Here is a 26,769-nt window from a genome sequence, read left to right on the forward strand (position 1 = left end):
CGTCATAGCTAAACCTACAGTCAACATCAATCAGACCATCAGGGCCAAAGAGGTAAGGGTAGTAGGTGCCGAAAGTGAGCAGCTTGGTATTCTTCCGCTTCGGGAGGCCTTGGCGCTGGCCGAGAGCCAGCAACTGGACCTGGTAGAGGTTTCGCCGACAGCCGTTCCCCCCGTCTGCCGTATCATGGATTACGGCAAATTCAAATATCAGCAGGCCAAGAAACTGGCCGAGGCCAAGAAAAAACAGGTTCAGGTCGAGCTCAAAGAAGTAAAGCTCCGTCCCAAGACCGACACGCACGACCTGGAGTTCAAGGTGAAGCACGTGCGCCGCTTCCTGGAAGAAGGGAACAAGGCGAAGATCACCGTCGTCTTCCGCGGACGCGAGATCACGCACCAGGAACTGGGTATGGCCGCTCTGGAAAAATTTGCATCCGAACTCGCCGACATAGCTCTGGTCGAGGTAAGGCAGAAGATGGAAGGCCGCAGCATGTTCATGATCGTGGCCCCCAAAGTAAAAGCAAAATAAACACCACCACAAAGGAGTAGCAAAACAATGCCTAAAATGAAGACCCATAGGGGCGCCGCCAAGCGTTTCAGCAAGACCGGCACAGGCAAAATCAAGATGGCCCACGCTTTCACCAGCCACATCCTGACCTCGAAGACCAGGAAGAACAAGCGCAACCTCCGTAAGGGCGGCATCGTCGCAGCTTCCGACCACAAGAACATCAGCTGCCTCATCCCCTACAAGTAACCAGGGGCCAGGGACTAGCCAAGACCAGGGACTAGGGGGTAGGGACTAGGGGGTAGCAAAACCTAGACCGAGGACTAGAACCGGAGACTAAATAGTTAATGACCCAGGTAACGGGAGGGAGTTGTGCAGGGATGCTGTGATTTTTCCAGCCCCTAGCCCCCAGTCCCTAGCCCCGGGTTTACCAAGTCCGAGAACCGTGAGGAAACGTCTCCCCTTGCGGATCCGGCTAATTTAAAAACCAGAAGGAGTATGTATGCCAAGAGTAAAGCGCGGTTTTAAAGCGAGACAGAGAAGAAACAAGGTATTGAAACTTGCCAAGGGTTACCGCGGCGCCAGGAGCAAATTGTTCAGGAGCGCCACCGAAGCGGTGGACCGCGCACTGAACTACGCGTTCAGGGACAGAAGGGTGAAAAAGCGGGACTTCAGGGCTCTCTGGATCACCAGGATCAACGCAGCAGCGAGGATCAACGGTCTCTCCTACAGCAAACTGATCCACGGTCTCAAGCTTGCCAATGTAGAAATCGACCGGAAAGTGATGGCCGACCTGGCCGTTTCCGATCCGAACGGTTTCGCGGCAATCGCGGCGGCAGCCAAAGCAAAATTTTAATACATACCGCGGGCATAAAAAAAGAAATGGGATAGCGATGTCTCATTTCTTTTTTTTTCCGTAATAGGGCATTGCACATGAAGGATAAACTGGAAGCACTATTAGATCAGGCCCTCTCCGAGCTGGCGCAAGCCTCCACCGAGGAGGGCGTGCAGGAGCTGCGGGTCAAGTACCTGGGGAAAAAGGGTGAGCTGACCTCCGTGATGAAGGGGTTGGGCGCGCTCACCCCGGAGGAACGCCCCGTCATCGGCCAGGTGGTGAACACGGTCAAAAGCAAGCTCGAAGAGGCGTTCGAGGTCCGCGGCGGCGAGATCCGCGAGGTCGTAAAGAGCGCCCGGCTTTCCGCCGAGAGGATCGACGTGACCCTTCCCGGCCGCCGCCGTCCGCTGGGCTCCAAGCATCCCATCACGCTCGTCACCGAGGAGATCACCTCCATCTTCGGCGCGCTCGGCTTCGCCGTAGCCGAAGGGCCCGAGATCGAGCTCGACTTCTACAACTTCGAGGCCCTCAACCTGCCGAAGGATCATCCCGCCCGCGACATGCAGGACACCTTCTACTTCGGCGAGAGCGTTCTTTTGAGGACCCATACCTCTCCGGTGCAGATCCGCACCATGCTGAAGCAGCCGCCGCCGGTCCGCATCATCGCCCCCGGCACCGTGTACCGCTGCGATTCCGACGCCACCCACTCCCCGATGTTCCATCAGGTCGAGGGGCTCATGGTCGACAAGGGAATCACCTTCGGCGATCTCAAAGGGATCCTGACCCTCTTCATCAGCCAGCTCTTCGGCTCCGACATCGGCGTTAGACTGCGCCCGTCGTTCTTCCCGTTCACCGAGCCGTCGGCCGAGGTCGACATCGCCTGCGTCATCTGCCGCGGCAAAGGGTGCCGGGTCTGCAAGGAGACCGGCTGGCTAGAGATCCTGGGCGCCGGCATGGTCGACCCCGAGGTGTACCGCCACGTAGGCTACGACTCCGAGCTTTACACCGGCTTCGCCTTCGGGATGGGTATCGAGAGGATCGCCATGCTGAAGTACGGCATCGCCGACATGCGGCTCCTGTTCGAAAACGACCTCAGGTTCCTTAAACAGTTCTAAAAACAAAGTCAAAAGCACGCACGCGGAAAAGGCAAAAGCTGACGGATAGAAACAGATCAAGCTTTAAGGCTTGGTTCAAGCTTTTAACCCAAGCCTTCTGGTTTATCTGGAGTTATCCGTAAGTTTCCGCAAAATCCGCGTGCAACGCCTTTGACTCTCAAACGGATGGAAAAGACATGATAGTTACCTATAACTGGCTCAAGGAATTCGTCGATTGCGACCTGCCTGCGGCGGAACTCTCGCACTTGCTCACCATGCTCGGCCTCGAGGTCGAGCGCATGGAAGAGCTGGGCGGCGGCATGGACGACGTGGTGGTGGCCCAGGTACTGGAGAAAAACCAGCACCCCAACGCCGACAAGCTCTCCCTTTGCAAGGTCGACAACGGCAAGGAGATCCTGAACGTCGTCTGCGGCGCGCAGAACTTCAAGGCCGGCGACAAGGTCGCCCTGGCCCAGATCGGCGCGACTCTTCCCGGCGACTTCAAGATCAAGCGCTCCAAGATCCGCGGCGAAGAGTCCTGCGGCATGCTCTGCTCCGAGAAGGAGCTGGCGCTCTCGCTGGAAAGCGCGGGGATCATGATCCTCCCCGAGGCGTTCAAGCTCGGCACCCCGCTCTTCGACGCGCTCGGCACCAAGGACACCGTCTTCGAGATAGGGCTCACCCCCAACCGCGCCGACTGCCTGAGCGTCGTAGGTATCGCCCGCGAGATCGCAGCCAAGCTGGGCAAAAAGGTGCACTATCCCGGGCTCGAGGTCGCCGAGACCGGCGCCCCCATCGACACCATCGCCAAGGTAACCATCGAAGCGCCGGAACTCTGCCCGCGCTACACCGCACGCCACATCACCGGATGCACCCTGGCCCCGTCGCCGGCCTGGCTCGCCAACCGGCTGCAGGCCGCGGGTATCCGCTCCATCAACAACGTGGTCGACGTCACCAACTACGTCCTCCTTGAATACGGCCACCCGCTGCACGCCTTCGACTTCACGCTTGTCGCCGGTGGAAAGATCGTGGTCGCCGCTGCAGGCGAGGGGGAGAAGTTCGTCACTCTCGACGGGCAGGAGCGCATCCTCACCGCATCCGACCTCACCATCCGCGACGGCGAAAAAGGGGTGGCCCTGGCTGGCATCATGGGCGGCGGCAACTCCGAGATAGGGGAGGGGACCACCGAGGTGCTTCTTGAGAGCGCCTACTTCAACCCCTCCGCCATCAGGAAGACCTCCAAGCGTCTGGGCATCCACACCGAATCCTCGCACCGCTTCGAGCGTGGCACCGACGTCGCCGGCCTGACCCGGGCGCTCAACCGCGCCGCTCAGCTGATCGCGGAACTCTCCGGCGGCAAGATCGCCAAAGGTATCATCGACGTCTACCCGCACCCCGTCGAGCCGCGCGTGATAAAAGCGAGGCTTGCCCGCATCAACGCGGTCTCCGGCCTTTCTCTCAATGCCGCCGAGGTGCAGGACATCCTGGAGCGCCTCGAATTCGAGGTGAAGCAGCCCGAGCCGGGCGTGTTCCAGGTGCGGGTGCCGCTTTTCAGGGTCGACCTGGAACGCGAGATCGACCTGGTAGAGGAAGTGGTGCGGCTGAACGGCTTCGAGAAGGTCCCGGCCACCTTGCCGCAGGCCTCCGTCTTCTCCGACCTCCCCTCCGATTTCCAGCGGCTTGCCGCGCGGGTGAAGGACCTCCTGGTGTCCCAGGGGCTTTCCGAGGTGATCAACTACAGCTTCGTGGCGCCTGCATCCTGCGAGAAGATCCTGCTTTCCGCCGACGACGTCAGAAGTAACGGCATGGTGCTTTTGAACCCCATCTCGGACGAGCTTTCCGTGATGCGCACCACCATGCTTCCCGGGCTTCTGGACACCGCCGTCAAGAACATCAGCTTCCGGACCCTGAACCTGCGCATCTTCGAGATGCGCCGCATCTATCTTCCCGCTCCCGGAAAGGAGCTTCCCGAAGAGCCGCTCTACGTCTCGGCCCTTCTCACCGGAAGCCGCGACCTGGAAGGATGGAACCAGCAAAAAGGGGAGATCGACTTCTTCGACGTGAAGGGAATCGCCGAGAACATCCTGGGCGAGCTCTCCATCCCCAACGTGAGCTTCTCGGCCGAAAGCCTCGATCCGTACTACCACCCGGGCAAGGCCTGCCGCATACTTTGCGGCAACAAGGTGCTGGGCTCCCTGGGGGAACTGCACCCCACAGTGCAGGAGAACTACGGCATAGGGACGCCCTTGTACTACCTTGAGCTCAATTTCGAGGCACTTCTTGCCTCCAGGAAGGGGAAAGGCGCGGCACAGGTGCCGTCTCGCTTCCCCTCCACCTTCCGCGACATCGCCATGCTGCTTCCCAAGGAGCTCCCGGTGGCGGACGTCCTTTACTGCGTGAAAGGGGTCAAGGCTCCCGAGCTGGAAGGGGTTGAGGTGTTCGACGTTTACACAGGGGGGAACATCTCCGCAGCAGAGAAGAGCGTCGCCATCCGTGTACGCTACGGCTCCAAGGAAAGGACTCTTACTGACGACGAGGTCACCCGACTGCATCAGCGGGTCACCGATGCCCTCACTAAGAAATTAAATGTTTCCTTTAGATAAAAACGGTTGCGAAATCGAAAACGCTATGGTATTAGATTAAGCCGCTGTTGAGAAGCACACATAAATGAAATGCTGAAGCTGTTGAGGGGGTTATGACTAAAGCTGACATAGTCGAGAAGATTTATGAGAAAGTGGGATTCTCCAAAAAAGAGTCCGCTGAACTCGTTGAGACGGTCTTCGACCTTATTAAGACCACTCTTGAAGAAGGTGACAAAATCAAGATTGCCGGCTTCGGCAACTTTGTAGTTAAAGAGAAGGCTGATCGCCGCGGCAGGAATCCGCAGACCGGCGAAGAGATCACCATCGTCGCCAGGAAGATCCTCACCTTCAAGCCGAGCCAGGTGCTGAAGAGCGCGATCAACACTCAGTAGGGATGACGACCGGGATCCCGGATAAGCTGTACCTGAGAATAGGCGAAGTCTCCGGCATCACGGGGCTAGCCACCTCGGTACTGCGGTACTGGGAGTCGGAATTTCCCGGACTGTCCCCGAAGAAAAGCAGCAGTGGCCAGAGGCTCTACACCAGGAAAGACGTGGAGCTGGTCGCAGAGATAAAACAACTCCTTTACGCGGAGAAGCTCACCATAGAAGGGGCTAGGAAGCGGTTGGAGGGGAAGAAAAAGTACCGAAAATCTGAGCTTTCCAGTGAAGCACTCGCAGCCCTCATCGAGGACGTGAAACTGGAGTTAACAAGCTTGCGAGATCAGTTGTAATTATCAGGTTTAATCGGTGCGTAGCGCAGCCTGGTAGCGCACTAGACTGGGGGTCTAGTGGTCGCTGGTTCGAATCCAGTCGCACCGACCATTTCAATCAGCCGCTTGGGAGACTTCCTGGGCGGCTGATTTCGTTTCTGGCTTAGAGACCGCTAACTACGCGTAATGAGCGATGTTGCCGCACTTATGGTATGTTTTCTTTCGGTATCGCTTGCCGGACGAGCGCCGGGGCTGATCCATCTACCGGCGCAAGCATGGGAGCTACTTAGCTGATGGCCGACCGACCCGCACAACTTATCGCCTGCCGCGAGTGCGACCTGCTGCAGCGCGACATCCCGCTCAACCCCGGCTGCACCGCCAGTTGCCGGCGCTGCGGCGCTGTCCTATACCGCAACGCGACCGACAGCATCAACCGCACCCTTGCCTACACCCTCGCGGCGGGAATGCTCTTTCTCGTCGCCAACTTTTTCCCCATTTTCAGTATCGAAGTCTCCGGGGACCGCAGCGCCATCACCCTTTTCGGCGCCGTTCATGCCCTTTGGGAGCAGGGGGTGCGCACCATCTCGGCGATGGTTTTCATCACGGCGATCCTGGTCCCCTGTCTGGAGCTCTTTTCGCTGACCGCTCTTTTGCTCCCCCTGAAACTTGGGTTCGTTCCTCCGAGCTACACCCTGTTCATGCGCACCCTGCAGTTCATCGAGCCGTGGGGGATGGTGGAGGTATTCATGCTGGGGGTGCTGGTCTCCCTGGTGAAGCTGACCAACAACTTCCGGGTCATCCCCGGTTTCGCGCTTTACTCCTTCGGTCTTCTGACCCTGCTCATAGCTGCGGCTGCAGCGTCGTTCAGCGCGCGCGATATCTGGAACAGGCTGGACGAAATGCTGGGACAGGAGGAGTCGTGACACCCGTCGATTCCGGCATGCCGAGCGCCGTCGGCAACGGCCTTTGCTCCTGCCATGTCTGCCGCCTGGTCTCGCGCCGAAGCCGGTTCTCGCGCCATGAGCACTGCCCCCGCTGCGGCGCCACGCTGCACTTCCGTAAGCCTGGGAGCGTGCAGCGCTGCTGGGCCCTGTTGATAGCCTCCTACATCCTGTACATACCGGCCAACTTGCTGGTCATGATGGAGACGGGCTCCCTGATAAATTACCGCAAGGACACCATAGTAAGCGGCGTCGTGCACCTGTGGAAGACCGGCTCCTGGATGATCGCCGTCATCGTCTTCATAGCCAGCGTGGCCATTCCGCTATTGAAACTGTTCTCGCTCACTTTTTTACTGATCAGCGTGCAGCGGCGCTCTCATTGGCGCCCAAGGCAGCGCACCCGCCTGTTCCGGCTTCTGGAGGCGGTGGGGCGTTGGTCCATGCTGGATATCTACGTGGTTACCCTGCTTGCCGCGCTGGTGCAGTTAGGCTCGCTGGCGGTGGTAAAGGCGGGCCCTGCCGCCGTCGCCTTCGGCGCCGTGGTGGTATTCACCATGTTCGCCACCATGCAGTTCGATCCGCGCCTTATCTGGGACCCCCTGCAGAAAGAGGATATTCATGACTGAAACACCTGAAAAGAACCTGGACGACATCCCCGAGGCGGTCAGCGAACCCAAGCGCCGCTTCAGCATCCAGCTGGTCTGGATCATTCCCATCGTCGCCGCGCTGATCGGCCTCTCCATCGCCGTCAAGGCCTACATCGACCGCGGCCAGGCCATCACCATCACTTTCAAGACGGGGGAGGGGCTGGAGGCGGGCAAGACCAAGCTCAAGTACAAGGACGTGATGATAGGCGAGGTGAAGTCCATCGCCATCTCCAACGACCGCTCCCACGTAGTTGTCACCGCGGAGGTAACCAAGGACGCCCGCGGGCTCATGGTGAAAGACACCCGCTTCTGGGTGGTGCGCGCGCGGATCTCCGGCGGCAACGTCTCCGGCTTGAACACCCTTCTGGGCGGATCCTACATCGGGGTCGAGGCGGGAAGCTCGAACGAGCCGCATGAGGAGTTCATCGGTCTCGAAACGCCTCCAGCTGTGTCCGTCGACGTCCCCGGACGCCAGTTCGTCCTGCACTCCACCGACATCGGTTCGCTCGATACCGGCTCCCCCATTTTCTTCCGCCGCATGCAGGTGGGGCAGGTGGTCGGCACCGAGTTGGACCGCGACGGCAAGGGGGTGACGGTCAAGGTCTTCATCCGTTCCCCTTACGACAAATTCATCAAGGTCAACACCTACTTCTGGCATGCCAGCGGCATCGACCTGACTCTCAGCGCCAGCGGCGTCAAGGTCAACACCGAGTCCATGGTCTCGATCCTCTTGGGGGGGATCTCCTTCGAGGCGCCGGAAGGAAAAGAGGACGCCTCCCCGGCTCCGCCCAATACTATATTCTCCCTGTACCCAACGAAAGACGACGCGGCGAAGCACTCGGCTGCCGTGGAGAAATTCGTGCTCGTCTTCAAGGAATCCGTGCGCGGGCTCGCCGTGGGGGCTCCTGTCGACCTGCGGGGGGTGACGGTAGGCGAGGTCACCAAGATAAACGTGGCGCTCGACCGCAAGGGTTCCGATTTCACCGTTCCGGTCGAGATCCAGTTCTACCCGGATCAACTGCTTCCCAAGGGTAACGGCCAGGAAAAAGCGCCCGAAACAGGCGACAGGACGCTGAGAAGGCTTTTGGACGACATGGTCGCCCACGGCTTCCGTGCGCAGATCAAAAGCGCCAGTCTCCTGACCGGGCAGCTTTACGTGGCGCTCGATTTCGTGCCTGGAGCGCGTGCCGCGAAGATCAACTGGGGAGCCGACCCGCCGCGCTTCCCGACCGTCCCGGGGTCGATGGAGAAGCTGCAGAAGAATCTGACCGAGATCGTGCAGAGGATCGAGAAGCTCCCCCTGGAGCAGATCGCCGGCGACGCCGGCACCACCATACGCTCGCTTGATTCCACGCTGAAAAGCGCCGACCAGTTGCTGAAGAACATGGACCGTACGCTGGTCCCGGAGGCGCGGAGCGTCCTTGCCGAGTCGCGGCAGGCCATCGACGAGGTCAAGAAGACCCTTGCCGAAGCGCGTCAGACCTTCGGTGGCGCCAACGGCGTCCTCGCACCGGATGCCCCGGTGCAGGTCGACCTGCGCGACACCATGCGCGAGGTGTCCCGCGCCGCCCAGTCGCTCAGGGTTCTGGGCGACTACCTGGAACAGCACCCCGAGGCCCTGATCCGCGGCAAGAAACAGGAGAAATAGCCATGCGCAAGCCAGCCCTATGCCTGATTTCGCTCGCCCTGGTAATGTCCGTTACCGCCTGCAGCAGATCGCCACGCTCAAGCTTCTATACCCTGGTTCCCCAGGCCGCTCCGCCGCCGGCGCTCTCTCCCGCTGCGCCGTCGGTTTCCGTAGGTCCGGTGACTATCCCCGAGCTTGTGGACCGCCCCCAGATCGTCGTGCGCGTCGCCGAGAACCGGGTCGAAGTCCTGGAGAGCCACCGCTGGGCGGAACCTTTGAAGAGCGAGATACCGCGCCTGATGGCGCAGGATTTGGGCCGCATGCTCGGCTCCTCCCGCGTTTCCAGCTACGGCCAGAGTGCCGGTGCCGACGCGACCTATCGCGTGCTGGTCGACATCGTCAGGCTTGAGGCTGTTCCGGGTGATGCGGCGACCGTCCAGGCGCTTTGGACCGTGCGCCGCGGCAACGCCAGGATCAAAGGAGAGTCGCTGGTGAGGGAGAAGGTCTCCGCCCCCGGCTACGATCAACTGATCTCCGCCTGCAGCCGGGCCCTCGGCGGAGTGAGCTCGGACATAGCCAAGGCCATCCGTGCCGATGCCGCGGCACTTCCTTGATTGGGAACTCTCCCCGTGGCACCTGCCCCCACCCCCTAACCCCCTCCCGCGAGGGGAGGGGGGACCGAACGATGGTACAATTGGGCTTTGAGCCCCATCAGGAGGGAGTCATGGTCATACTTGCTGGAGACGTCGGCGGGACCTCCACCCGGCTAGCCTACTTCGAATCCGCTGCAACCGGGCTCGTGGTGCTGGCCGAGGGGCGCTACCAAAGCCAGGAACACAGCAGCCTCTCCGACATCGTGCGGCGCTTTGCCGCCCAATCCCGCCTGGATGCCGACAGGGCCTGCTTCGGCATAGCGGGACCGGTCATCGACGGGCGGGTAAGGACCCCGAACCTCCCCTGGAACATCGACGGCAGCGAACTTGCCCAAGCCTTGGGCCTTGGCCAGGTGCGCCTGATCAACGATTTAGAGGCCAACACCTACGGCATCGCGGAACTGAAGGCCCAGGACCTGCTGACGCTCAACCCCGGAGTGGCGGACCCCACAGGCACCATAGCCGTGGTTTCCGCCGGCACCGGCCTTGGCGAGTCGCTTGCCTACTGGGACGGCTCCTCCCACAGGCCGCTTCCCAGCGAGGCGGGGCATGCCGATTTCGCAGCGCGCAACGAGATCGAGGCCGATCTTTTGCTATACCTCCAGGCGAAGCATGGCCGGGTCAGCTACGAGCGCGTCCTGTCCGGTCCGGGGCTCCTCGATATCTACCGCTTTCTCAGGGACAGGCATTACTTCCAGGAGGATGAAGCCATCATTGCCGCCATGAACGCGGGCGACGCCCCTGCGGTCATCACCCGCGCCGCAATGGACGGAAGTTGCCCAATGTGCAGCAAGGCTCTCGATATCTTCATCACCGTGTACGGTGCCGAAGCCGGGAACGCGGCTCTCAGATTTCTCGCCACCGGCGGAGTCTATCTTGGCGGGGGGATTGCGCCCAAGATCCTGGACAAGCTGCGCGGGGCTTCCTTCATCGTTGCCTTTACCGCAAAAGGGCGACTTAGCTCTTTGGTGCAAACAATTCCGGTGCACGTCATATTAAATGAGAGAACAGCACTGCTAGGTGCGGGAAGGGCTGCTTCAATCTCATCCAGTTGACCTTATCTTTTCACTGTGAACTGTCGTTGTCCTCTTTGTTAACGTGCAGCCGCCTCACAACCTTTCCACCCTGTTTACATTAAACGCTCTGTCTGCTTTTTTCTTCTAATAATCTATCTTCCTTTTTTTAATTTATACTTTATCGTTGACAATATTTCTGTGTCTGCTATTAATCGGACAATATTACTTACAAAGGAGGATAGTAGATGGCGACTTTGGTAGAGATCGCAGCGCAACTCGTGTCATCGCACGCTTCCAGCACTCCGATGACTTCAGACGAGCTTCTCGCAGAAATAAGCAAAGTACATGCAGCACTAAAGAGCCTTGAAGCAGGAGAAAGCATAGAAGGAATCGATGAAACCAAACCTTCTGTCAGCATGAAGGAAGCCTTCAGGAAGAACGAAGTGGTCTGCCTGGTATGCGGCAAAGGCGGCTTCAAGACCCTTGCCCGTCATCTCAGCACCGCCCATGGGATGAAGCCTGGCGCCTACAAGAAACAGTTCGGCATCTCCAGCAAGCAGGCGCTCTCCGCAAAGAGCTACTCCGAGGCGCGCAGGAAGATGGCCCAGGACAGGGGCCTTGCCGACAACCTGGCCAAGGCGCGCGAAGTCCGCATGGCTAACATCGAAGCCAAGAAAGAGGGCGGGGTCGCCGGCGTCAAGGCAGCAATGCCTGCCAAGGCTGCAAAACCTGCAAAGGTTGCCAAGGCTGCAAAGGCTCCGGCCAAGGTAGGCAGGCCCAAAGCCGCTGCCAAGGCAAAGAAATAGCAGAACCAGAAGTTGGTAAAAAAAGGCCCCTCCTTTAGAGGTGCCTTTTTTTGTCATGGCGCTCTGTAAGAATCTCTAGCCCGCGAAGGGGGGCAGGGGGGATTTACATCAGTGTTAAGCTGTAATGACATAGTAAAAAATGTTGGTATAGTATTGCCTGCTTTTAAAATCCATTTTCTGGAGGCCTATCCTATGCGGAAACTGTTGATTGTTGCTCTTGTTGCATTAACCGCTGTACCGTCCTTTGCTGCAGATGAAAAGAAAGCGGAAGAACTGAAGACCTTTTATGCCATAGGGCAGGTCATGGCTCGCCAGCTAGGCGTCTTCAGCCTGGCACCTGACGAATTGACCCAGGTGAAGAAGGGGCTCGATGACGGCATCGAAGGGAAGTCGCAAGTGGACATGGAGGCTTACAAGACGAAGATCCAGCAGCTCGCCGTCGAGCGTCGCAACGCGCAGGGCGAGAAGCTTGCCGCACAGTCCAAGGAGTTTGTTGAAAAAGCTGCCAAAGAGAAGGGTGCTGTGAAGACTCCCTCCGGTCTCATTTACAAGTCGCTCAAGGAAGGGACGGGGGCCGGCCCGGCTGCCACCGACAAGGTGAAGGTCAACTACCGCGGGACGCTGATCGACGGCAAGGAGTTCGACAGTTCCGCTGCAGCAGGCAAGCCTGCCGAATTCAGGCTGGACCAGGTCATCAAGTGCTGGACCGAAGGCGTACAGAAGATGAAGGTCGGCGGCAAGGCACAGCTTGTATGTCCTCCTGATCTGGCCTACGGCGAGCGCGGTTCCGGGATCATCCCTGCCAACGCCACCCTGATCTTCGAAGTGGAACTTCTCGACGTAGTCAAGTAGCGCTTCTCGGGTAAAGCTTTCTTTCAATATTAAAAATTTCTATCAGAATTTTTCGTTGACAAAAGAGGGCGGCTGCACTATAAAGGAAAACCCTTGAGGCGCAGAAAAGAAGTTGCTTGTAGCGCAGTAGCTATTTGACATTATTAAGAATTTTAGAGCTTGGCGGTGTAGCTCAGTTGGTTAGAGCATACGGTTCATATCCGTAGTGTCCGGGGTTCGAGTCCCTGCACCGCCACCATTAATAGAAAAAGCCTCCCGATTTCGATCGGGAGGCTTTTTCGCGTTTGATACTCTGATCCGCCATCCATATCGGACGCGAAATGCCAAGACGATTGCAGCAGGGGGGAAGGCTGTTACGCTCTTAGCCTGCAAACTTCTTGCACGCGGAGGCAAAACTATGGAACCCCGAAAAATAAGGAACGAACTGCGCAACTGCAAGTCCAGATCTCTCTCCCGCCGCCGCGGCATAGTCGGCCTTTCCCTTGTCGCCGCAGGCTCCATGGGGCTCATCGCCCTTTACCAGACTGGCATCATCCGTCACATCCCGGAGCCGCCGCTTCCCCGCTTCGATGCCGACAAGGTAGTTGCCTCGGAGGAGGCCTATGCAATGCTCCATACGCCGGATGCGTTGCTCGGACTGACGAGCTTCGGGGCTACGGCAGCCTTGGCCGCTATGGAGGGAAAAGACCGCGCCGCCGTCCATCCCTGGATACCGCTGGCGCTTGCCGCAAAGCTTTTGTTAGATGCGTCTCAAGCTGCGAGACTTAGCACGCATCAGTGGACCCGGCACCGCGCATTCTGCTTCTGGTGCCTCGTAGCCAGCGGAGCGACCTTCGCCTCCCTCCCGTTGGCTTTAGGGGAAACATGGGAAGCTTTTCGGCAACTAAAACGAAGTTGAACCAGGTCGCGGCATCGCTACGTTTGGCTCCTCCCAAATCTCACTGAATAATGATCGCATCTGTGTATTTCGACCTTTCCACTATCCTTCAGACAGTCGCAGGCATGGCTGTATGAGTCATGGCATATCCAATTATTCACATTTCTTGACTAGCGTGTACAATTGCTTCTATCTTTGCAGCCTCTTCTGACTTCCTGAAGTTCCGTGATGCTTCCGAACATAATCAGAGTCGTGAAAGAGTGATGAAAAGGAGGCATGATGAATACGCTGCTCACGATGTTGATGCTGCTGCTGGCCACTCAGGCTTGGGCCTTCGATGCTAAATCGCAGTGCGTAATCTGCCATGGAGACAAGGGCAAGATGGAGTCTCTTGGCGCCGCGTCGATGTACCTGGACCCGGCCCAGGTCGATCGTGAAGTGGGGATGGACGGCGCCACTTGTGCGGATTGCCACCTGGGGGATTCTGCGCAGCCCTCGAAGGAAGCATCGCACAAGGACATGTTGCGTCCTTTCGTGGTCGGGGTGGGGCCAAAAGTCAAGGGGCAGGCGGTTTCCCGCGCCGATGCAGGGGTTTTGAAGCCCATAGCTCCTCTCGGAGACGGCATGGATCGGATGCTGCCGGAAGGCGATCCCAAAAAGCTGGAGGGGCTCGGGGTAAAGATGCTGACGGGAATCGAGTGGCACGACCGCGACCCTGAAACCCTCGCCTATTCTCCCAAGGTTGCGGAGCAGACCTGCGGCAGGTGTCATGCAAAAGAGGTGAAGGATTACAACAGTTCCGCCAAGGGGCTGTTGAAACACCAGCGCGCCTTCCGGAAATGGGCCGAGCCCCTTCCCGGGCCGCAGAACTGCGGCATGTGGTTCGGGCAGAACTACGAGAATATGAAGAGCCAGACTTCGGTACCTTTCACAGCCGCACAGAATGCAGCCACAGATCGCAGCTGCAACACCTGCCATCCCGGTTGCAACGACTGTCACTACAAGCCCTTCACTGGCAAGGGGCGGCATTCCTATGGCAAACCCGACACCGACAGCTGCTACGGCGGGGGGAGAGCGAGCATCTGTCATGCAGGACCTATGGACCGTCGGCGCGGCGCCGGATACGTCCGCGGCGAGTACGCCTTTCCGAGCAACCTGCCGCGAGGGGCCCACATAAAGGCCGGCGTACAATGCCTGGATTGCCACAAGCCGGTGAACCATCAATTCGGCCACTTAGCCTCTGACGACGCAAGAGGGGCCTGCGCCAAGTGCCATGCCGACATCGTCAAGGCCGTGCAGACTTCGTCGCATAGCAAGGTCGATTGCGCCGCCTGCCACATAACCGTCTCCGGCGCCTACCAGTACACCTTCTGGGGTAAGGGAAACTTTGCCGGCGTGGAAACGCCCTACGGAAAACATAAGGAGTACTACGGCACGCGCGACCTCCCGACCCTGATCAAGAACGCATCTGGCCGCTGGATTCCCGTCAAGCCGTATCCTATGGCGGTGCTGAACCAGACGATGGAACTGGGGCCCACCGGGCTTTTGTTCCGCTCCATCCCAAAAAGAAGCGTTCCCGGCAACGTCAGGATAGGTGAGCCTCCCGTATTCGAAGTCTCCCGCGCCGCCACCGATGTCAATGACGCCTTTATCATCGTCGGCACCCGCAACGATCTCCCCTCCGGCAACAAGGCGATCCTCTGGGTGCAGATGGACAAGCTAAGCCACGCCCTGGGCCAGCCGAGAGGATGCGCCACCTGTCACGACTCCCACGTGCAGGTCGGAAAGTCCGAGTGGAGCTATTTCGAATCAAAGGACGTAGCCAAACGGTTTAAAGGGAGCTACACGGTAACCGCCGACAAGAACGGCATCAGGTTCAGCGACACCGTATGGGAGACCCCGATCATGGCAGCCAATCGCAAAGTGGAGGACATAGCGCCATTTGCCGTGCTGCCCAAAGACGCCTGGGATGTGAAAGGTATAGACCTCTCCATCCCCTTCGACGAGAAGAAGACAGGGAAGGAGAGGGGAGAGCTTGACAAGTTCCTGGCCGAGCTTGGCAAGCGGAAGGGTGGCGATGAGCTGCGAAAGATCAGGGTGATCGCCTACCACAACCTGGAAATGGCGCAGAAGATGCTGAAAGCTTTGTAGCCTCTTTGCCTTTTTCCCTTGACCCGTCTACCGCTTCACACTTTAGTCTTGTTTTTGTCACGGCCATGACAAAATCAACGGCGAAAGGAGTGAGATATGAAAAACAAGGTAACGGTAGAGGAATGGGTGAAGAGGTTCCGGGCCATCGGCCTGGATGACGCGGTCATGCATAAGTGGCACGAGCTGTTCGAGAACGAGAACCCGGAAGGGCACCAAAGTTTCCTGGAGTGGCTTGGCCTGCCGGCCGAGAGGATAAGGGAGATACGTCAGCAGTAGGTTCCAACCGGAACGCCTCCAGCTTTACAGGAGGCGTTCCTTCTTATCTAATCGAGGTGACAATGTTTCGCGTTACTGAGCTGGCACGCATCTTCGGCCTCTCGCGCAGCACCTTGCTTTATTATGACCGGATCGGGCTGTTGACGCCGTCCGGACGCAGCGAGGCCGGTTATCGTCTTTATTCGCAAAGCAACCGGGACCGGTTGTCGACCATCTGCAGCTTCCGCCAGGCCGGGTTGAGCATAGAAGACATCCAGCGCGTCTTAGCAAAGGAAGAGGATAGCAACGCCGCCATCCTGAACCGGCGCATGCGTGAACTCAGCGAGGAGATCCGCACCCTGCAGGTCCAGCAGCATTTACTGGGGAAGATGCTGCAGGTTCAGTCGCAGGCAGAACTTCCCGTTACCATCGACAAGGAGGCATGGGTCGAGATGCTTCGCGCTGCCGGAATGGATGAAGCCGCCATGAACAGGTGGCACACCGAATTCGAGCGCCGGGCGCCCGAAGCCCATCACCAATTTCTGCTGTCCCTTGGGATATCAGAAGAAGAGACACTCGCCATTCGGAAGTGGTCGGTAGAAGGCTCCGACGGCAAAGCAACTGCATCGCACGCGGATTTTGCGGATGACAGGATATGACGGATTAATCTCTCGCCGGCCCCACCGGATGAGGGTCTTTCTTTACCAGAAGGTCATCGATCTCCTGCACCCTTTTACCACTGCCCCTCCATATCCTCGGTTAGTGATTAAGACGCGTTTAGCTTTAGCTTAATCCGTAGTTATCCGCGTCATCCGTTTAATCCGTGTGCTATGCCTGTATTGCCTTTCATGTTTTTTTCGATTCCTTCTTGCACCGGCAACAGTTGCTGCTAAGATCATTGGAAATCTCTAAAGGAGGAGCGCATGGACTCTATCTCCAATTTATCCGATGCCCAAGTTGTCCCATTAACGACGCAGCTGATGACTGTGCTCACCAAGAACCCTTCTTTGTATGGTAGGGTGATGGGGGTCTACCCGACCTTGGAGGAACTCAAGTATCTGCACGAGAACCACATCGCCACCCTCAACGACCCGAGCAGCGGAGAGCCCGAGAAGGTGATGGAACACCAAGCGAAGCGGCAGTTGCTCAACCGGAAGTTTGGTGCATTCCACTCGGCGGTAAAGCTGGCCGCCACAGACGACCCGAGCCTGCTTGCCACCTTCGGCCTCAGCCAACCCAAGGCGAAAAAATCAGCTTCCCCCGCGACCGTGAGCAGATCCGAAAAGTTGAAAGCTGTCCACGGGGACATCTCAGGTGAGATATTCCTGAAAGGTGTCCCCATCAAATACGCGAGGAGCTATGACATCGACTATTGCGAAGGGGATCCGTCTCTTGAAGAGAGTTGGAAGCATCACAGCGTGGTGGCCCACGCATCGAAAATGAAGGTGACGGGCCTGACACCTGGGAGGGTCTACTGGTTCCGGGTAAGAGGGATCGGAGCAAACGGCCCCGGTCCGTGGTCACCGTACGCGTCATTGATGGCAATTTAAGCTTAAAGATGTTACCGATCCCCTGGCAGGTTCCAAGCCTCCAGGGGATATCTTCGCAGTTCCCCTCACCAGAGATCCTTTCTCACCCAAATCAGTTTGATTCGACCCCGGATCAGTTTGATTTGACCCCGAATCAGTTTGATTTGACCCCGAATCAGTTTGATTTGACCCCGAATCAGTTTGATTTGACCCCGAATCAGTTTGATTTGACCCCGAATCAGTTTGATTTGACCCCGAATCAGTTTGATTTGACCCTAAATCAGTTTGATTTGACCCCAATTCAGTTTGGTTTTGGCCAAAAGCAGTTTGGTTCGGAAATCGGGCTGGTAGTGGCTCTAACCCTATCGGCTACCTGGCTGGCATTCGCCCTTTGTACCTAGTTGTGAAAGACCTGCCAGGTGGTAGGGACTGAGGACTAGGTTTGAACTCCAGTTTAATCCGTCGTTGTCCGCGTCATCCGCTAAATCCGTGTGCGATGCCGTTAACGCGGTTTACGCCGAAGCATCACAACAATTGCAGAGAGGAAAAGCCCCGGCGATGAACCGGGGCTTTTTTGTCACTTGCGCTCTCGCCACTCTCTCAGAAGACGCCGAGTTTTCCTTTCCTTCTGGGGCGAGCCTTACGTTTGACTGTAGGTGGTCGATAGTCCTCGATAATTAATATGTATACAAATTCCTTCTCTTATGGAAATGATTGGGTTATATTACACTAATTCATTACGGCCCGTAGCCTATGACAGTGCGAGACATTTGCTGAGGAGGGAATCATGGGTAAAGTAGCTTTGTTTGTCTCCGCAGTCGTCTTATCCGCCGGAACCGCCTTCGCCGCCGAATTGCCCCCTGTACTCACTGCTCCCCAAATATCCGCAGTCATCACCGCCGTCACCCCTGACAAGACAGAGATCTGCAACGCCACGTCAGCAGAAAAGGACGAGATTGGCCGCCGTGGCTGTTGCTCCTGGCACGGCGGTGTCTGCGGCTGTTCCGGTGGCAGCGTTGTCTGTTGCGACGGCTCCTACAGCCCGTCCTGCACCTGTCACCACGATGACCAGCCAACGCAGCTATAAATCAGCGTTGCCCAGTTTCAAAAATGAATAATAAAGGAGGTGTGAAGTGAAAAAAAACCTTTTGTCAGTAGCCACAGCGTTTATGACGATATTTTTAGCCCAGACAGCGAATTGTGCAGTAAAGAAAAAAAACTACACTGTAGAACCAAATGCTCAAATATATGGGAACGTGGCAGGTCGTATGGACATTGTCGATACGTTAGTCAAATTCGTTAAGGCGCATGGAAACAGGTGTGATAGCGTGAGCGCCGCATCAGATAACATGTTATCAAAGGGATATACACTCAAATGCAACAAATATAATTACACATATCAAATACTGGATAAGGGCGGAAAATGGTATTTGCAGGTGGATCAATAAGGATGTAGGGGCAGGTAGGGTCAGGTAGGGTCAGGTAGGGTCAGGTCTGGACATTAACAGGACCCCTCCTATGGAGGTGATAACCCCTGACTTGTCCAAGTCCAGACCTGACCCCCAAGCTTCCGACCTGACCCCCAAGCTTCCCACCCAGCAATAATAACCGGCACGTGAAGCATCCAGGACACGGCACATGGTGATTATCCTAAAGATGCCGGTGTGTTGCTGGATGAAGGCGTACTTCACTTCTGGTTTTTGGCGAAAGGGACTATGAAAGAGATATTTGGCAAGCACGTGCAGGATTTTGATGAAGTTCGACGTTTGTGCTTGATTTGTCACGGTCTTGAGCGGACAGGTGATATATTATTCACTGACTCAACCTACAATAATAAAACCAATTGTACTGAGCGTGTATATAAAAATTTAGCATCTGGCGCACTTCTAAATCTCGCAGTATCAATGAGAATCAATCTATACCAAGATGGACGCATTAACCTAGATACAAGCAAGCTCACTCATTGTGGCTTTTACTATTGCGACCACGAACTAATTGGCCAAGAGTTCTCACTAAAAGATATTTGCGACAAAATAATTCATGCCAACACGGTGAGCAAAGAAGTGATCCCTCAAGAGGTTGTTGGCAGCAGCAAGTCCACCATACAATTTAAGGGTGTACATCATAAGAGGTCTTGGACGTTAGATCTGTCTATTGAACTTTTCGTGGAAGCGGTATTGAACCTACTCGATGAACTTGAAACAAGCCGGTGAGCGGAAATTTCCGAGGACACAATAGACGATAATTTGTAGGTCCCCAAAAGCTAAAAGCTAAATAGTGAGAGGCATCCTTAATCGTGTCTGAAGGGTAGGTCGATCTTGCCGTGCTGGTAGTCTGCCGAGCCGTTATGCCAAAAAAACTGAAAGATAAAATTCTCGAGCTGTACTGTATTACTGAAGAAGACGTTATCGACTTCAGAGAGCATAGTTTCGGGCTAAATGGGATTTCTATTGCTCAGGTGGGTTGGCTCCTTTCCGCTCAGCTTGCGTGCGCCAAAAAATTCCGGACACTGAACACTTTTGCAGTTACAGATGTGATTCAGCGGCTAGAGGGGCGTAATCCTTGGCGATCAGCCACGAAAGCACCTGAACAATTTAAGCACGAACCGCTGAAGGGGTTATGGAAGGCTCATTTTGTTGATGCGCGGTACATTTACAGAAACATAATTAATCACGGGGCCTGGGGGGGCCTGGGGGTCAGGTCTTGTTTCTTGCTCATTTATGACGTGATACCCCCAAGCGGCGGTTAATGTCGCCACAATTGCTATGGCTTGTCCCTTTCCGCAAATTGACCATCTGGAACCAGGACTACCGTTTGACACTCACGTCGAAAGGGACATTAGCAAGAATAAAGCCCTGCCACCCCAGGTTTCCTAACCTAAGGCTGGACTTGAATTAAAGGACTGAAATGACAATAAAGGCAGCTATAAAGGGCTGGTTTGGCGAGGCGCAAGTGACGCTTGCGAAGAAGCTATTCCTAGACTCAGAAATCTATTTTGACCTTAATAACGTGACCATCCCAGCAGCCAACGGTACCACTCAGATAGACCACATCATAGTGTCTCTTTACGGCATTTTCATTGTCGAAACCAAGAACGTGGAAGGCTGGATTTTCGGGGATGCAAAGGGTCCGTCATGGACTCAAAACCTGTTCGGTAAGAAATCAAAATTTCAGAATCCATTGCATCAGAATTATAAGCATATCAAGACGCTATCTGACTTTTTGGGAATTGACGAAGGGAAATTTCATTCCCTGGTGTTCTTTACGTCCGACTGCACTTTTAAGACGGAACTCCCGCCAAACGTCATGAATCATGGCTATATTCCATATATCAAAAGCAAGACGGATGTGCACTTTACGCCTGCTCAGGTTCAGGAGATCATTTCCTCAATAAAAACGGGAATGAAGCCAAAAACATGGTCGACCAGAAAAGAGCATGTAGCTGGCCTGAAGGAACGATTCAATAGCACAACAATATGCCCGAAGTGCAGTAAAGAACTAAAATTGCGCACTGTAAAATCTGGGGAAAATGCAGGTAGTCAATTCTACGGTTGCTCAGGATTCCCGAAGTGCCGGTACACCAAGCCGGTAGATGATTGAAAAGTAAAATTTACAGACGCGACCCCACAGACGCACGATAACTGAAAAGGAGAGACCCTATGCCATAGGAGCGGACGGGGTCAGAGCTTGGGAATTTCAGGGGAGACAATACCGAGAATTCTAAACACATGAGGTGCAGGAGAAGATCCCACGCGGGTCGAGACAAACTTAAAAGTGGGCAGAAGTCTAAGTGATCAGCGTCTTAGTCCCTTTATGGAGGCCTGGGGGCAGGTCTTGTTTTTTGCTCATCTGAGGTTCAGATGGACAGTAGACGGTGGAAAAAGGAACGGTACCGACGCAGCGCCAGCCTTAGATCTTCAGTGGAGACATCCCTGCCTCCATCCCACTGGGCCTCGAGCTTTGCTCGTTCGTCGGCGAAGGTTTCAGCCAGGCGCTTCATCGCCTCCGCCACCAGGCTGTCCGCCTGTTCAACGGCTTTTCGCGGCTCGTCAACGAATCCCGTCTGTATGCCATCCCAGCGGGTGCGGAGATCGTTCGCTTCCCCGACCGAAAGAAGCGGGGCCGCCGACTCTTCTGTCGGCTGCCTCTCGCCCCCCTCGGTGACTGGGACATTTACCGGTGCTGTTGGCTCGCAGCGTCCAGCTAAATCCGCAGTGGAAAACGTCTCTTTTCTCTCGTCCTTTCCAATAGGTTTTTCGTCCATTTAATCCTCCCTTTGTCGATACGCTACTTTTTCAGCACTCCCGCACTTGGCGTCTCCGGTTCGCCGACGAGGTCGGTAAAGAGGGTGCGGTAATGTATCATCGCCTGCCGCAGGTCTTCCGTGCTCGCCTGCCCCTTTGCATGGCGTAGCGCGATGTCGTGCCCCGTCCGGTAATGCTCCACGACCCTTGGATGCTCAACGGAGATGTCCGCCGCACGCTGTTCGAAATCACTGATCGGGTATCCACGTTTGGCCATCACCTTCCCTAGAAGTTGATCCGCTTCCATCACCGCACCTCTTGGCTCGTCGACGAAGCGTTTCTGGATGTTCCCCCAAGACTCCTTGAACCGTGCAGCATCCTCCGAAGTGAGGGGACGGATGTGCAGGCGCTCCACACGTTTTTCCCGTTCTTTAAGCTCGGTCTCCGCGCGTGTCCGGTCCCCGGTCTCCTTCAGGGTGTGGTCATATTCGGAACCGAACCGACCCCTCAGTTCTTCGGTCTTGTGTTTCCGGAGCAGTAGATAGAGCGCGAGCACGACAATCACGACGACAATGACCACACCGATGATGGCAAGTGTCCCCTCGTTCATGTTAACCTCCGAATTTGTAGGCTTTAATTCGACCCCGCATGTATACCACCCTTTGAGCCTACTTCAAATGCGTCCAGAGACATGGCAGTTGGGGTAACTGACAAGGTTGAAAGGTGGGAAGAGCCTGTTTGGTAAGCCGATGTGAGGGCACGAAACCGGCGAGGGATGTAATCTGTGTCGATAGTAAGTGAGAGGGCAAAAGGCTTATTCAGCAGGGCGATCCGAAAGACTGGACCAATGGCGCGATGGCATAATAGGAAAATGACGCATCGCTAGCGGGACTTTTACTCACTCGCGGATCAGATCTTGTATCTTGGTCATTTGAGTCAGAGGGGACATTGGTAAGTTGCGTAAGTTGTTAAACGTCGAGAGAACAAAAGGGGGCATATAGGGAAGCTGGAGCTTCGGACGCCTTACGTTCCCAAGGTCGACTTTGGGAACTCGGGAAATTATGGCAGGGGAGGGGGAATAAGGAGTGGCCAATCAGATTCTGGTCTAGATATGGCTTTTTTCTCTCAGGCGTGCTAGCTTTGTCGCCGCTAACTCATCTAATCCAACCAGGAGGGGCCGCAAGCTGCCTGCTTTTTCCGGACAGATCTTCGCTATTCTTTCCGCCGCGCTTTTTGGCGTGTCGCCGGTCTTCTGCAAGATGCTCATCGGGGACATGTCGCCGGCTCTGCTCGCGGGGCTTCTCTACCTCGGCTCGGGCCTCGGCCTGCAACTCGTCCTTTTTTTCCAACGCAAAAACTCCCTCCATGAACTGTCGCACCTCTCGCCGCGACACCGGCTCAAGCTGATCGGCGCGGTTATCTCTGGCGGCATCATAGCCCCTCTCTGCCTCGCCTTCGGCATCAAGTACGGCACCGCTTCGGAGGTTTCGCTGCTCCTCAACCTGGAGACGGTGGCAACCACTCTGATAGCCTGGCTCATCTTCAAGGAGTACATCGGCCCCTACGTCTGGACCGGCAAGGTGCTGATCCTCATAGGCGCCGGCTTGGTAGTGCTGAAAGCGGAAGGGGGAATGTCCTTCTCTACCTCCGGGCTCCTGGTTATCTGCGCCTGCATCTTCTGGGGCATCGACAACAACCTGACCCGGGACGTGGAGGAACTTTCCTCCACGGTGCTCGCCTCTGTGAAAGGATTCGCCGCGGGTCTCTTTTCCATCTTCCTGGCGCTCGTCTTTACCACCGGATCGGCCACGCCCTCGCAAATCTACGGGGCCTTGGCTGTCGGCGCTCTCAGCTACGGGTTGAGCCTGGTCTTGTTCGTCGAGGCCCTGCGGAAGATTGGAGCGGCAAGAACCGCTACCTTTTTCGCAGTCGGTCCTTTCTTCGGCACGCTCCTATCGGTGGCGCTTCTGGGAGAGCGCCCACCTGCTGCTTACTGGATAGCCACGGTGCTGATGCTGGCTGGCATTGCGCTGCTCTACCTGGAAGTGCACCGTCACAGCCACGCGCATGAGGAAATGGCTCATACTCATCCTCATATCCACGACGAGCACCACGATCACGAGCATCCGGAAGGGGAGGGCGCTCTCTCTCACGACCATCATCACGTCCATCGCCCTATGAACCACTCGCATGTCCACTGGCCAGATATTCACCACCAGCATCCTCACTGAATAACTATCGGCTTCGCCTTGACAAACCGCGCTGTATCAGGAAACTTTTAAAGTTTTTTAACTTGTCCGTTCCTGTCACAGCGAGGCCTATTCATGGACGATTTGCTTGCCGCGCGTGCCCTTATGGGTGTTTCGCTTGCCTTTCACATAGTCTACGCGACTATAGGCATCGGTCTTCCGCTGTTGTTGATGCTTGCGGAAGGGTTGGCGCTCAAAACCGGAGATGAAGAGTGGCACGAGGTCGCACGGCGCTGGATCAGGCCGGCTGCGGTACTCTTCGCCATCGGCGCCGTCTCTGGAACGATCCTCTCATTCGAGCTCGGACTCCTTTGGCCTAAGTTCATGGTCTTTGCCGGGCCTATGATAGGCCTTGCCTTCTCGATGGAAGGATTCGCCTTTTTCACCGAGGCCATTTTCCTCGCCCTTTACAGCTACGGCGAGCAGCGCTTGTCCCGCCGCGCCCAGTTCTTCTGTACCGTTCCCATGGTCGTAGCCTCCGCTATTTCGGCGGTCTTCGTCATCAGCGCCAACGGCTGGATGAACACACCTTCGGGCTTCCGAATGGTCAATGGCGTTGCTTCCGACATCCACCCGCTGGTTGCCTTTGCCAATCAGGCCTGGCCGCACCAGGCAGTACATGGAACCTTCGCCGCATACGTAGCCACAGGTTTCGCGATGGCGGGGTTTTACGCAGCGGATCTTTTGCGCGGCAGGAAGACGACGCAGGTGAAGAAGGCGCTGACCCTATCCCTCGCGGTCGGCACCTTGGCCTTGCCGCTGATGCTTATGAGCGGGGACTGGGCGGCGGAAGCGCTCGCTGAGCATCAGAAGGCGAAACTCGCGGCGGCCGAGGCGCATTTCAAGACAATGGCGGCGGCGCCTCTTGTCATTGGCGGCTGGCCGGACCCAGAGACCGGTACCGTCCGCTACGCGATAAAGATCCCCAAGCTTCTCAGCTACCTTGCCAACGGCGACGCCAATTCGGTGGTGCAGGGGCTGGACGCTTTCCCTCTAGGAAGCACTCCCGACCCGCGCATCGTGCACCCCTTCTTCGATCTCATGGTGGGCTCTTCCTTCGTCATGGCCGCAGCTGCCGCCTGGTTCTGGTGGCTTCGCTGGCGCGAAAAGGAAGTGACGCTGAAACGGGGCGCATTGATCCTGGTCCTCATCGCGGCCCCGTTCGGCATGATCGCTTTGGAGAGCGGTTGGATGGTTACCGAGTTCGGCAGGCAACCGTGGATCATCCAAGGCTATCTCCGTACCTCAGAGGCCGTGACGCCCAACGGCGGTCTGCTGCTGATCTTCGCCACTTTCCTCATGGTCTACCTGGCGCTTTCGGTGGGGATACTGAGGCTTTTGCTCCGTCCGCAGGGTAGGGGGGAGGAGGGGGAAGAAGGAGAGGAGGTGCTCCATGGCTGATCCGGTAATTCTCGCTGCCATAGTCCTCGTTGCCGGCCTTCTCATGTACGCGCTCTTCGCCGGTGCCGACTTCGGCGGAGGCATCTGGACCGCTCTCGCTTTCGGGCCGCGCGCGCGGGAGCAGAGGGAAGCGCTCTTCAACGCCATCGGCCCGGTGTGGGAAACGAACCACGTATGGCTCATCTTCGTGATTGTCACCCTCTTCACAGCCTTTCCCGCCGGTTTCGGCAACCTCTTCGTCGTGCTGATGACCCCTTTGGTGTTGGCCCTGGTTGGGATCAACTTCAGGGGCGCTGCCTTTGCCTTCCGCCACTTCGGCAGGGAGTCGAAGAAAGAGACCCCAGTCAGCGCCCGCGTCTTCGAGATCGCCAGCGTGCTCACGCCCTTCACGCTGGGGCTCGCGGTATCCGCCACCGCTGCCGGGAGGATCGTCATCGCCGGGCACATGCCGACCGAACACGTTTCCGCCTGGCTCAACCCCTTCACCCTATTGGGCGGGGTGGTCGGCATGGCGATCTGCGCCTACTTGGCGCCGGTTTACATGACGGTGCGCGTCACGGGGAGCCTGCAGGAGGACTTCAGGAAGGAGTCACTGATTGCCGGGTTGGCCCTGGGCATTCTCACCTCGCTGATGATACCGCTGGCGCACTACCAGGCGCCGCTTTTCGCCGAAAGGCTGTTCAACTCGTGGCCCATGCTGTTCGTGATGTTGGCGATACTTACCGGCGTGATCACCGAGTCTTTGCTCTGGCTGCGGCGCTACTTCTGGGCGCAGCTTATGGCCGGCGCGACCATCGTCTTCACCATGGCTGGCTTCATTGCGGCGCTCAATCCCGATATCCTGATCGGGCAATTGACCCTGCGTGCCGCCGCGGCGCCGCATACGACCCTGGTCGCATTTCTAGCCGTTCTGCCGATTGGGGCTTTGATCCTGGTTCCTTCGCTGGTTTACCTGTACTGGACTTTCAGGGGGGAGCCGTCCACCGATATGCCGCCGGCTGGGAAGGGTGGGGGACAGGGCGCGCCCCCTCCCTGACCCTCCCCCTCCGGGGGCGGGGACTTGGCTGAGCCCGGCTTTCTCTGAAGCAGCGGCCTTGCGGAAAAGGACTTTCAATCAGGGGGAAAATGGAGTATTCGGTACTGTCGGCTCTAGCCGGTAGTGCCAACAACAGCTTTCCGAGGTGGCAACATGGCGGAACTAACTACTGAGATAACTCTTGAGGCGCCGGTAGAGAGAATCTGGCAACTGTTGACGGACTTTGGACTCTATCCCGAATGGAACCCTCTCTTTATCAAGGCGACGGGACCAATCAATCCTGGAGAACGGTTCGACCTCGTGGTGAAACTTCCCGGTATGGATCCATTCCCCATCAAGCCGGTACTGCAGGAGGCGGAGCCGAAGTTGCGGCTGTGCTGGAAAAGCAGCATGATCTCCAGCGTGGTGCTTAGTTGGACCTTCTGTTACGAGCTGCAAAGCCTGTCCCCGGAACGTTTGAGGATAACCCAGCGCTCTTCGTTCCAGGGGCTCCTTGCGCCGCTCTTCACCTTCGCCATGAAGAAGCCGGTGACCGACGGCATGAATTCCCTGAACGACGCGCTCAAGCGCTGGGGCGAGAAGGGTAACGTCAGCTGCATGAAGTGCTGAATCTCGATGAAAATCTGATTTTTCAAGACCAGGCACCGGTTCATCCCGGTTCATCGGCACCGGTCCAACCTCTCGATACGCCTATCGCTTTGTCTCGTCTGAAAAACTGTCGCTTCCTGCTTTACTCCCATTAACATCCCGCTGGCGCTCC

31 protein-coding genes and 2 tRNA genes are annotated in these 26,769 nt (G+C 56.8%); 31 read left to right on the plus strand and 2 right to left on the minus strand.

The window, feature by feature from the left end; all coding sequences use genetic code 11:
* Positions 1 to 4 precede the first annotated feature (4 nt).
* The 27 genes from infC (at position 5) to GBEM_RS10085 (ending at position 20,679) form a co-directional block, all read left to right on the plus strand.
* Positions 5 to 526 (plus strand): translation initiation factor IF-3, encoded by a 522-nt coding sequence (gene infC, locus GBEM_RS09960; protein WP_012530423.1) that lies wholly within the window; start codon positions 5 to 7, stop codon positions 524 to 526.
* A 27-nt stretch (positions 527 to 553) separates the two neighbouring features.
* The gene (gene rpmI / locus GBEM_RS09965) at positions 554 to 751 is read left to right on the plus strand and encodes a 50S ribosomal protein L35 (RefSeq protein ID WP_012530424.1); all 198 of its coding nucleotides are present in this window, start codon (positions 554 to 556) and stop codon (positions 749 to 751) included.
* A gap of 253 nt (positions 752 to 1,004) precedes the next feature.
* Entirely contained in the window at positions 1,005 to 1,358 is a 354-nt protein-coding gene (gene rplT, locus GBEM_RS09970) for a 50S ribosomal protein L20 (RefSeq protein ID WP_012530425.1), read from the plus strand.
* Between the two features lie 77 nt (positions 1,359 to 1,435).
* Positions 1,436 to 2,452 carry a phenylalanine--tRNA ligase subunit alpha gene (gene pheS / locus GBEM_RS09975; protein ID WP_012530426.1) on the plus strand — a complete coding sequence of 339 codons (1,017 nt, stop codon included), beginning with the start codon at positions 1,436 to 1,438 and terminating at the stop codon, positions 2,450 to 2,452.
* A 176-nt stretch (positions 2,453 to 2,628) separates the two neighbouring features.
* A complete protein-coding gene (gene pheT / locus GBEM_RS09980) occupies positions 2,629 to 5,034 on the plus strand; it encodes a phenylalanine--tRNA ligase subunit beta (RefSeq protein ID WP_012530427.1) in 2,406 nt (801 codons plus the stop codon).
* Between the two features lie 92 nt (positions 5,035 to 5,126).
* On the plus strand, positions 5,127 to 5,405 hold the full coding sequence (locus GBEM_RS09985; protein ID WP_012530428.1) for an integration host factor subunit alpha: 279 nt from the start codon (positions 5,127 to 5,129) through the stop codon (positions 5,403 to 5,405).
* Between the two features lie 2 nt (positions 5,406 to 5,407).
* A complete protein-coding gene (locus GBEM_RS09990; protein ID WP_012530429.1) occupies positions 5,408 to 5,746 on the plus strand; it encodes a MerR family transcriptional regulator in 339 nt (112 codons plus the stop codon).
* Positions 5,747 to 5,760: 14 nt separating this feature from the next.
* A tRNA-Pro gene (locus tag GBEM_RS09995) sits at positions 5,761 to 5,837 on the plus strand.
* Positions 5,838 to 6,018: 181 nt separating this feature from the next.
* The gene (locus tag GBEM_RS10000; protein ID WP_012530430.1) at positions 6,019 to 6,648 is read left to right on the plus strand and encodes a paraquat-inducible protein A; all 630 of its coding nucleotides are present in this window, start codon (positions 6,019 to 6,021) and stop codon (positions 6,646 to 6,648) included.
* Complete coding sequence (locus tag GBEM_RS10005; RefSeq protein WP_012530431.1) at positions 6,645 to 7,292, plus strand: paraquat-inducible protein A; 648 nt, start codon at positions 6,645 to 6,647, stop codon at positions 7,290 to 7,292. The genes GBEM_RS10000 and GBEM_RS10005 overlap by 4 nt, the downstream gene beginning before the upstream one ends.
* Positions 7,285 to 8,961 (plus strand): PqiB family protein, encoded by a 1,677-nt coding sequence (locus GBEM_RS10010; protein ID WP_012530432.1) that lies wholly within the window; start codon positions 7,285 to 7,287, stop codon positions 8,959 to 8,961. Before GBEM_RS10005 ends, GBEM_RS10010 begins: the two co-directional genes overlap by 8 nt.
* 2 nt (positions 8,962 to 8,963) lie before the next feature.
* A complete protein-coding gene (locus GBEM_RS10015; protein WP_012530433.1) occupies positions 8,964 to 9,554 on the plus strand; it encodes a PqiC family protein in 591 nt (196 codons plus the stop codon).
* Positions 9,555 to 9,664: 110 nt separating this feature from the next.
* Positions 9,665 to 10,648 carry a glucokinase gene (gene glk, locus GBEM_RS10020; protein WP_012530434.1) on the plus strand — a complete coding sequence of 328 codons (984 nt, stop codon included), beginning with the start codon at positions 9,665 to 9,667 and terminating at the stop codon, positions 10,646 to 10,648.
* Between the two features lie 206 nt (positions 10,649 to 10,854).
* Positions 10,855 to 11,415 carry a MucR family transcriptional regulator gene (locus GBEM_RS10025; protein ID WP_012530435.1) on the plus strand — a complete coding sequence of 187 codons (561 nt, stop codon included), beginning with the start codon at positions 10,855 to 10,857 and terminating at the stop codon, positions 11,413 to 11,415.
* A 192-nt stretch (positions 11,416 to 11,607) separates the two neighbouring features.
* Positions 11,608 to 12,267, plus strand: coding sequence for an FKBP-type peptidyl-prolyl cis-trans isomerase (locus GBEM_RS10030; protein ID WP_012530436.1), 660 nt, complete (start codon positions 11,608 to 11,610; stop codon positions 12,265 to 12,267).
* 161 nt (positions 12,268 to 12,428) lie between these two features.
* Positions 12,429 to 12,505, plus strand: a tRNA-Met gene (locus GBEM_RS10035).
* A 159-nt stretch (positions 12,506 to 12,664) separates the two neighbouring features.
* Positions 12,665 to 13,165 carry a vitamin K epoxide reductase family protein gene (locus GBEM_RS10040; protein ID WP_012530437.1) on the plus strand — a complete coding sequence of 167 codons (501 nt, stop codon included), beginning with the start codon at positions 12,665 to 12,667 and terminating at the stop codon, positions 13,163 to 13,165.
* 258 nt (positions 13,166 to 13,423) lie between these two features.
* A complete protein-coding gene (locus GBEM_RS10045; RefSeq protein ID WP_012530438.1) occupies positions 13,424 to 15,295 on the plus strand; it encodes a cytochrome c3 family protein in 1,872 nt (623 codons plus the stop codon).
* 96 nt (positions 15,296 to 15,391) lie between these two features.
* Entirely contained in the window at positions 15,392 to 15,571 is a 180-nt protein-coding gene (locus GBEM_RS10050) for a MerR family transcriptional regulator (RefSeq protein ID WP_012530439.1), read from the plus strand.
* Between the two features lie 62 nt (positions 15,572 to 15,633).
* The gene (locus GBEM_RS10055) at positions 15,634 to 16,209 is read left to right on the plus strand and encodes a MerR family transcriptional regulator (protein WP_012530440.1); all 576 of its coding nucleotides are present in this window, start codon (positions 15,634 to 15,636) and stop codon (positions 16,207 to 16,209) included.
* 264 nt (positions 16,210 to 16,473) lie between these two features.
* Positions 16,474 to 17,100, plus strand: coding sequence for a fibronectin type III domain-containing protein (locus GBEM_RS10060; protein WP_012530441.1), 627 nt, complete (start codon positions 16,474 to 16,476; stop codon positions 17,098 to 17,100).
* The gene (locus GBEM_RS10065; protein ID WP_148212906.1) at positions 17,067 to 17,480 is read left to right on the plus strand and encodes a hypothetical protein; all 414 of its coding nucleotides are present in this window, start codon (positions 17,067 to 17,069) and stop codon (positions 17,478 to 17,480) included. Before GBEM_RS10060 ends, GBEM_RS10065 begins: the two co-directional genes overlap by 34 nt.
* Before the next feature lie 386 nt (positions 17,481 to 17,866).
* Positions 17,867 to 18,166, plus strand: coding sequence for a hypothetical protein (locus GBEM_RS20730; protein WP_012530442.1), 300 nt, complete (start codon positions 17,867 to 17,869; stop codon positions 18,164 to 18,166).
* Positions 18,167 to 18,212: 46 nt separating this feature from the next.
* Positions 18,213 to 18,527: a hypothetical protein gene (locus GBEM_RS10070; RefSeq protein WP_012530443.1), complete on the plus strand. Its 315-nt coding sequence runs from the start codon at positions 18,213 to 18,215 to the stop codon at positions 18,525 to 18,527.
* Between the two features lie 216 nt (positions 18,528 to 18,743).
* On the plus strand, positions 18,744 to 19,292 hold the full coding sequence (locus GBEM_RS10075; RefSeq protein WP_041262725.1) for a hypothetical protein: 549 nt from the start codon (positions 18,744 to 18,746) through the stop codon (positions 19,290 to 19,292).
* A 134-nt stretch (positions 19,293 to 19,426) separates the two neighbouring features.
* Positions 19,427 to 19,828 carry a hypothetical protein gene (locus tag GBEM_RS10080; RefSeq protein ID WP_012530445.1) on the plus strand — a complete coding sequence of 134 codons (402 nt, stop codon included), beginning with the start codon at positions 19,427 to 19,429 and terminating at the stop codon, positions 19,826 to 19,828.
* A gap of 158 nt (positions 19,829 to 19,986) precedes the next feature.
* The gene (locus GBEM_RS10085) at positions 19,987 to 20,679 is read left to right on the plus strand and encodes an NERD domain-containing protein (RefSeq protein WP_012530446.1); all 693 of its coding nucleotides are present in this window, start codon (positions 19,987 to 19,989) and stop codon (positions 20,677 to 20,679) included.
* 256 nt (positions 20,680 to 20,935) lie between these two features.
* Here the strand turns inward: GBEM_RS10085 and GBEM_RS10090 are convergent, their stop codons facing one another.
* Together GBEM_RS10090 and GBEM_RS10095 are read right to left on the minus strand one after the other, a co-directional pair.
* Positions 20,936 to 21,343: a hypothetical protein gene (locus GBEM_RS10090; RefSeq protein ID WP_012530447.1), complete on the minus strand. Its 408-nt coding sequence runs from the start codon at positions 21,341 to 21,343 to the stop codon at positions 20,936 to 20,938.
* Between the two features lie 23 nt (positions 21,344 to 21,366).
* Complete coding sequence (locus GBEM_RS10095) at positions 21,367 to 21,933, minus strand: hypothetical protein (protein ID WP_012530448.1); 567 nt, start codon at positions 21,931 to 21,933, stop codon at positions 21,367 to 21,369.
* Between the two features lie 595 nt (positions 21,934 to 22,528).
* Between GBEM_RS10095 and GBEM_RS10100 the strand changes: the two genes are divergently transcribed.
* The 4 genes from GBEM_RS10100 (at position 22,529) to GBEM_RS10115 (ending at position 26,618) form a co-directional block, all read left to right on the plus strand.
* The gene (locus tag GBEM_RS10100) at positions 22,529 to 23,554 is read left to right on the plus strand and encodes a DMT family transporter (protein ID WP_226373969.1); all 1,026 of its coding nucleotides are present in this window, start codon (positions 22,529 to 22,531) and stop codon (positions 23,552 to 23,554) included.
* 93 nt (positions 23,555 to 23,647) lie between these two features.
* Positions 23,648 to 24,973, plus strand: coding sequence for a cytochrome ubiquinol oxidase subunit I (locus tag GBEM_RS10105; RefSeq protein WP_012530450.1), 1,326 nt, complete (start codon positions 23,648 to 23,650; stop codon positions 24,971 to 24,973).
* Positions 24,966 to 26,009, plus strand: a complete 1,044-nt coding sequence (locus GBEM_RS10110; RefSeq protein WP_012530451.1) for a cytochrome d ubiquinol oxidase subunit II — start codon at positions 24,966 to 24,968, stop codon at positions 26,007 to 26,009. The genes GBEM_RS10105 and GBEM_RS10110 overlap by 8 nt, the downstream gene beginning before the upstream one ends.
* Positions 26,010 to 26,162: 153 nt before the next feature.
* Positions 26,163 to 26,618, plus strand: coding sequence for an SRPBCC domain-containing protein (locus GBEM_RS10115; RefSeq protein WP_012530452.1), 456 nt, complete (start codon positions 26,163 to 26,165; stop codon positions 26,616 to 26,618).
* The last annotated feature ends 151 nt before the right edge of the window (positions 26,619 to 26,769 follow it).

Source organism: Citrifermentans bemidjiense Bem, assembly GCF_000020725.1.
In the GTDB taxonomy this organism is placed as follows: Bacteria; Desulfobacterota; Desulfuromonadia; order Geobacterales; family Geobacteraceae; genus Geomonas; species Geomonas bemidjiensis.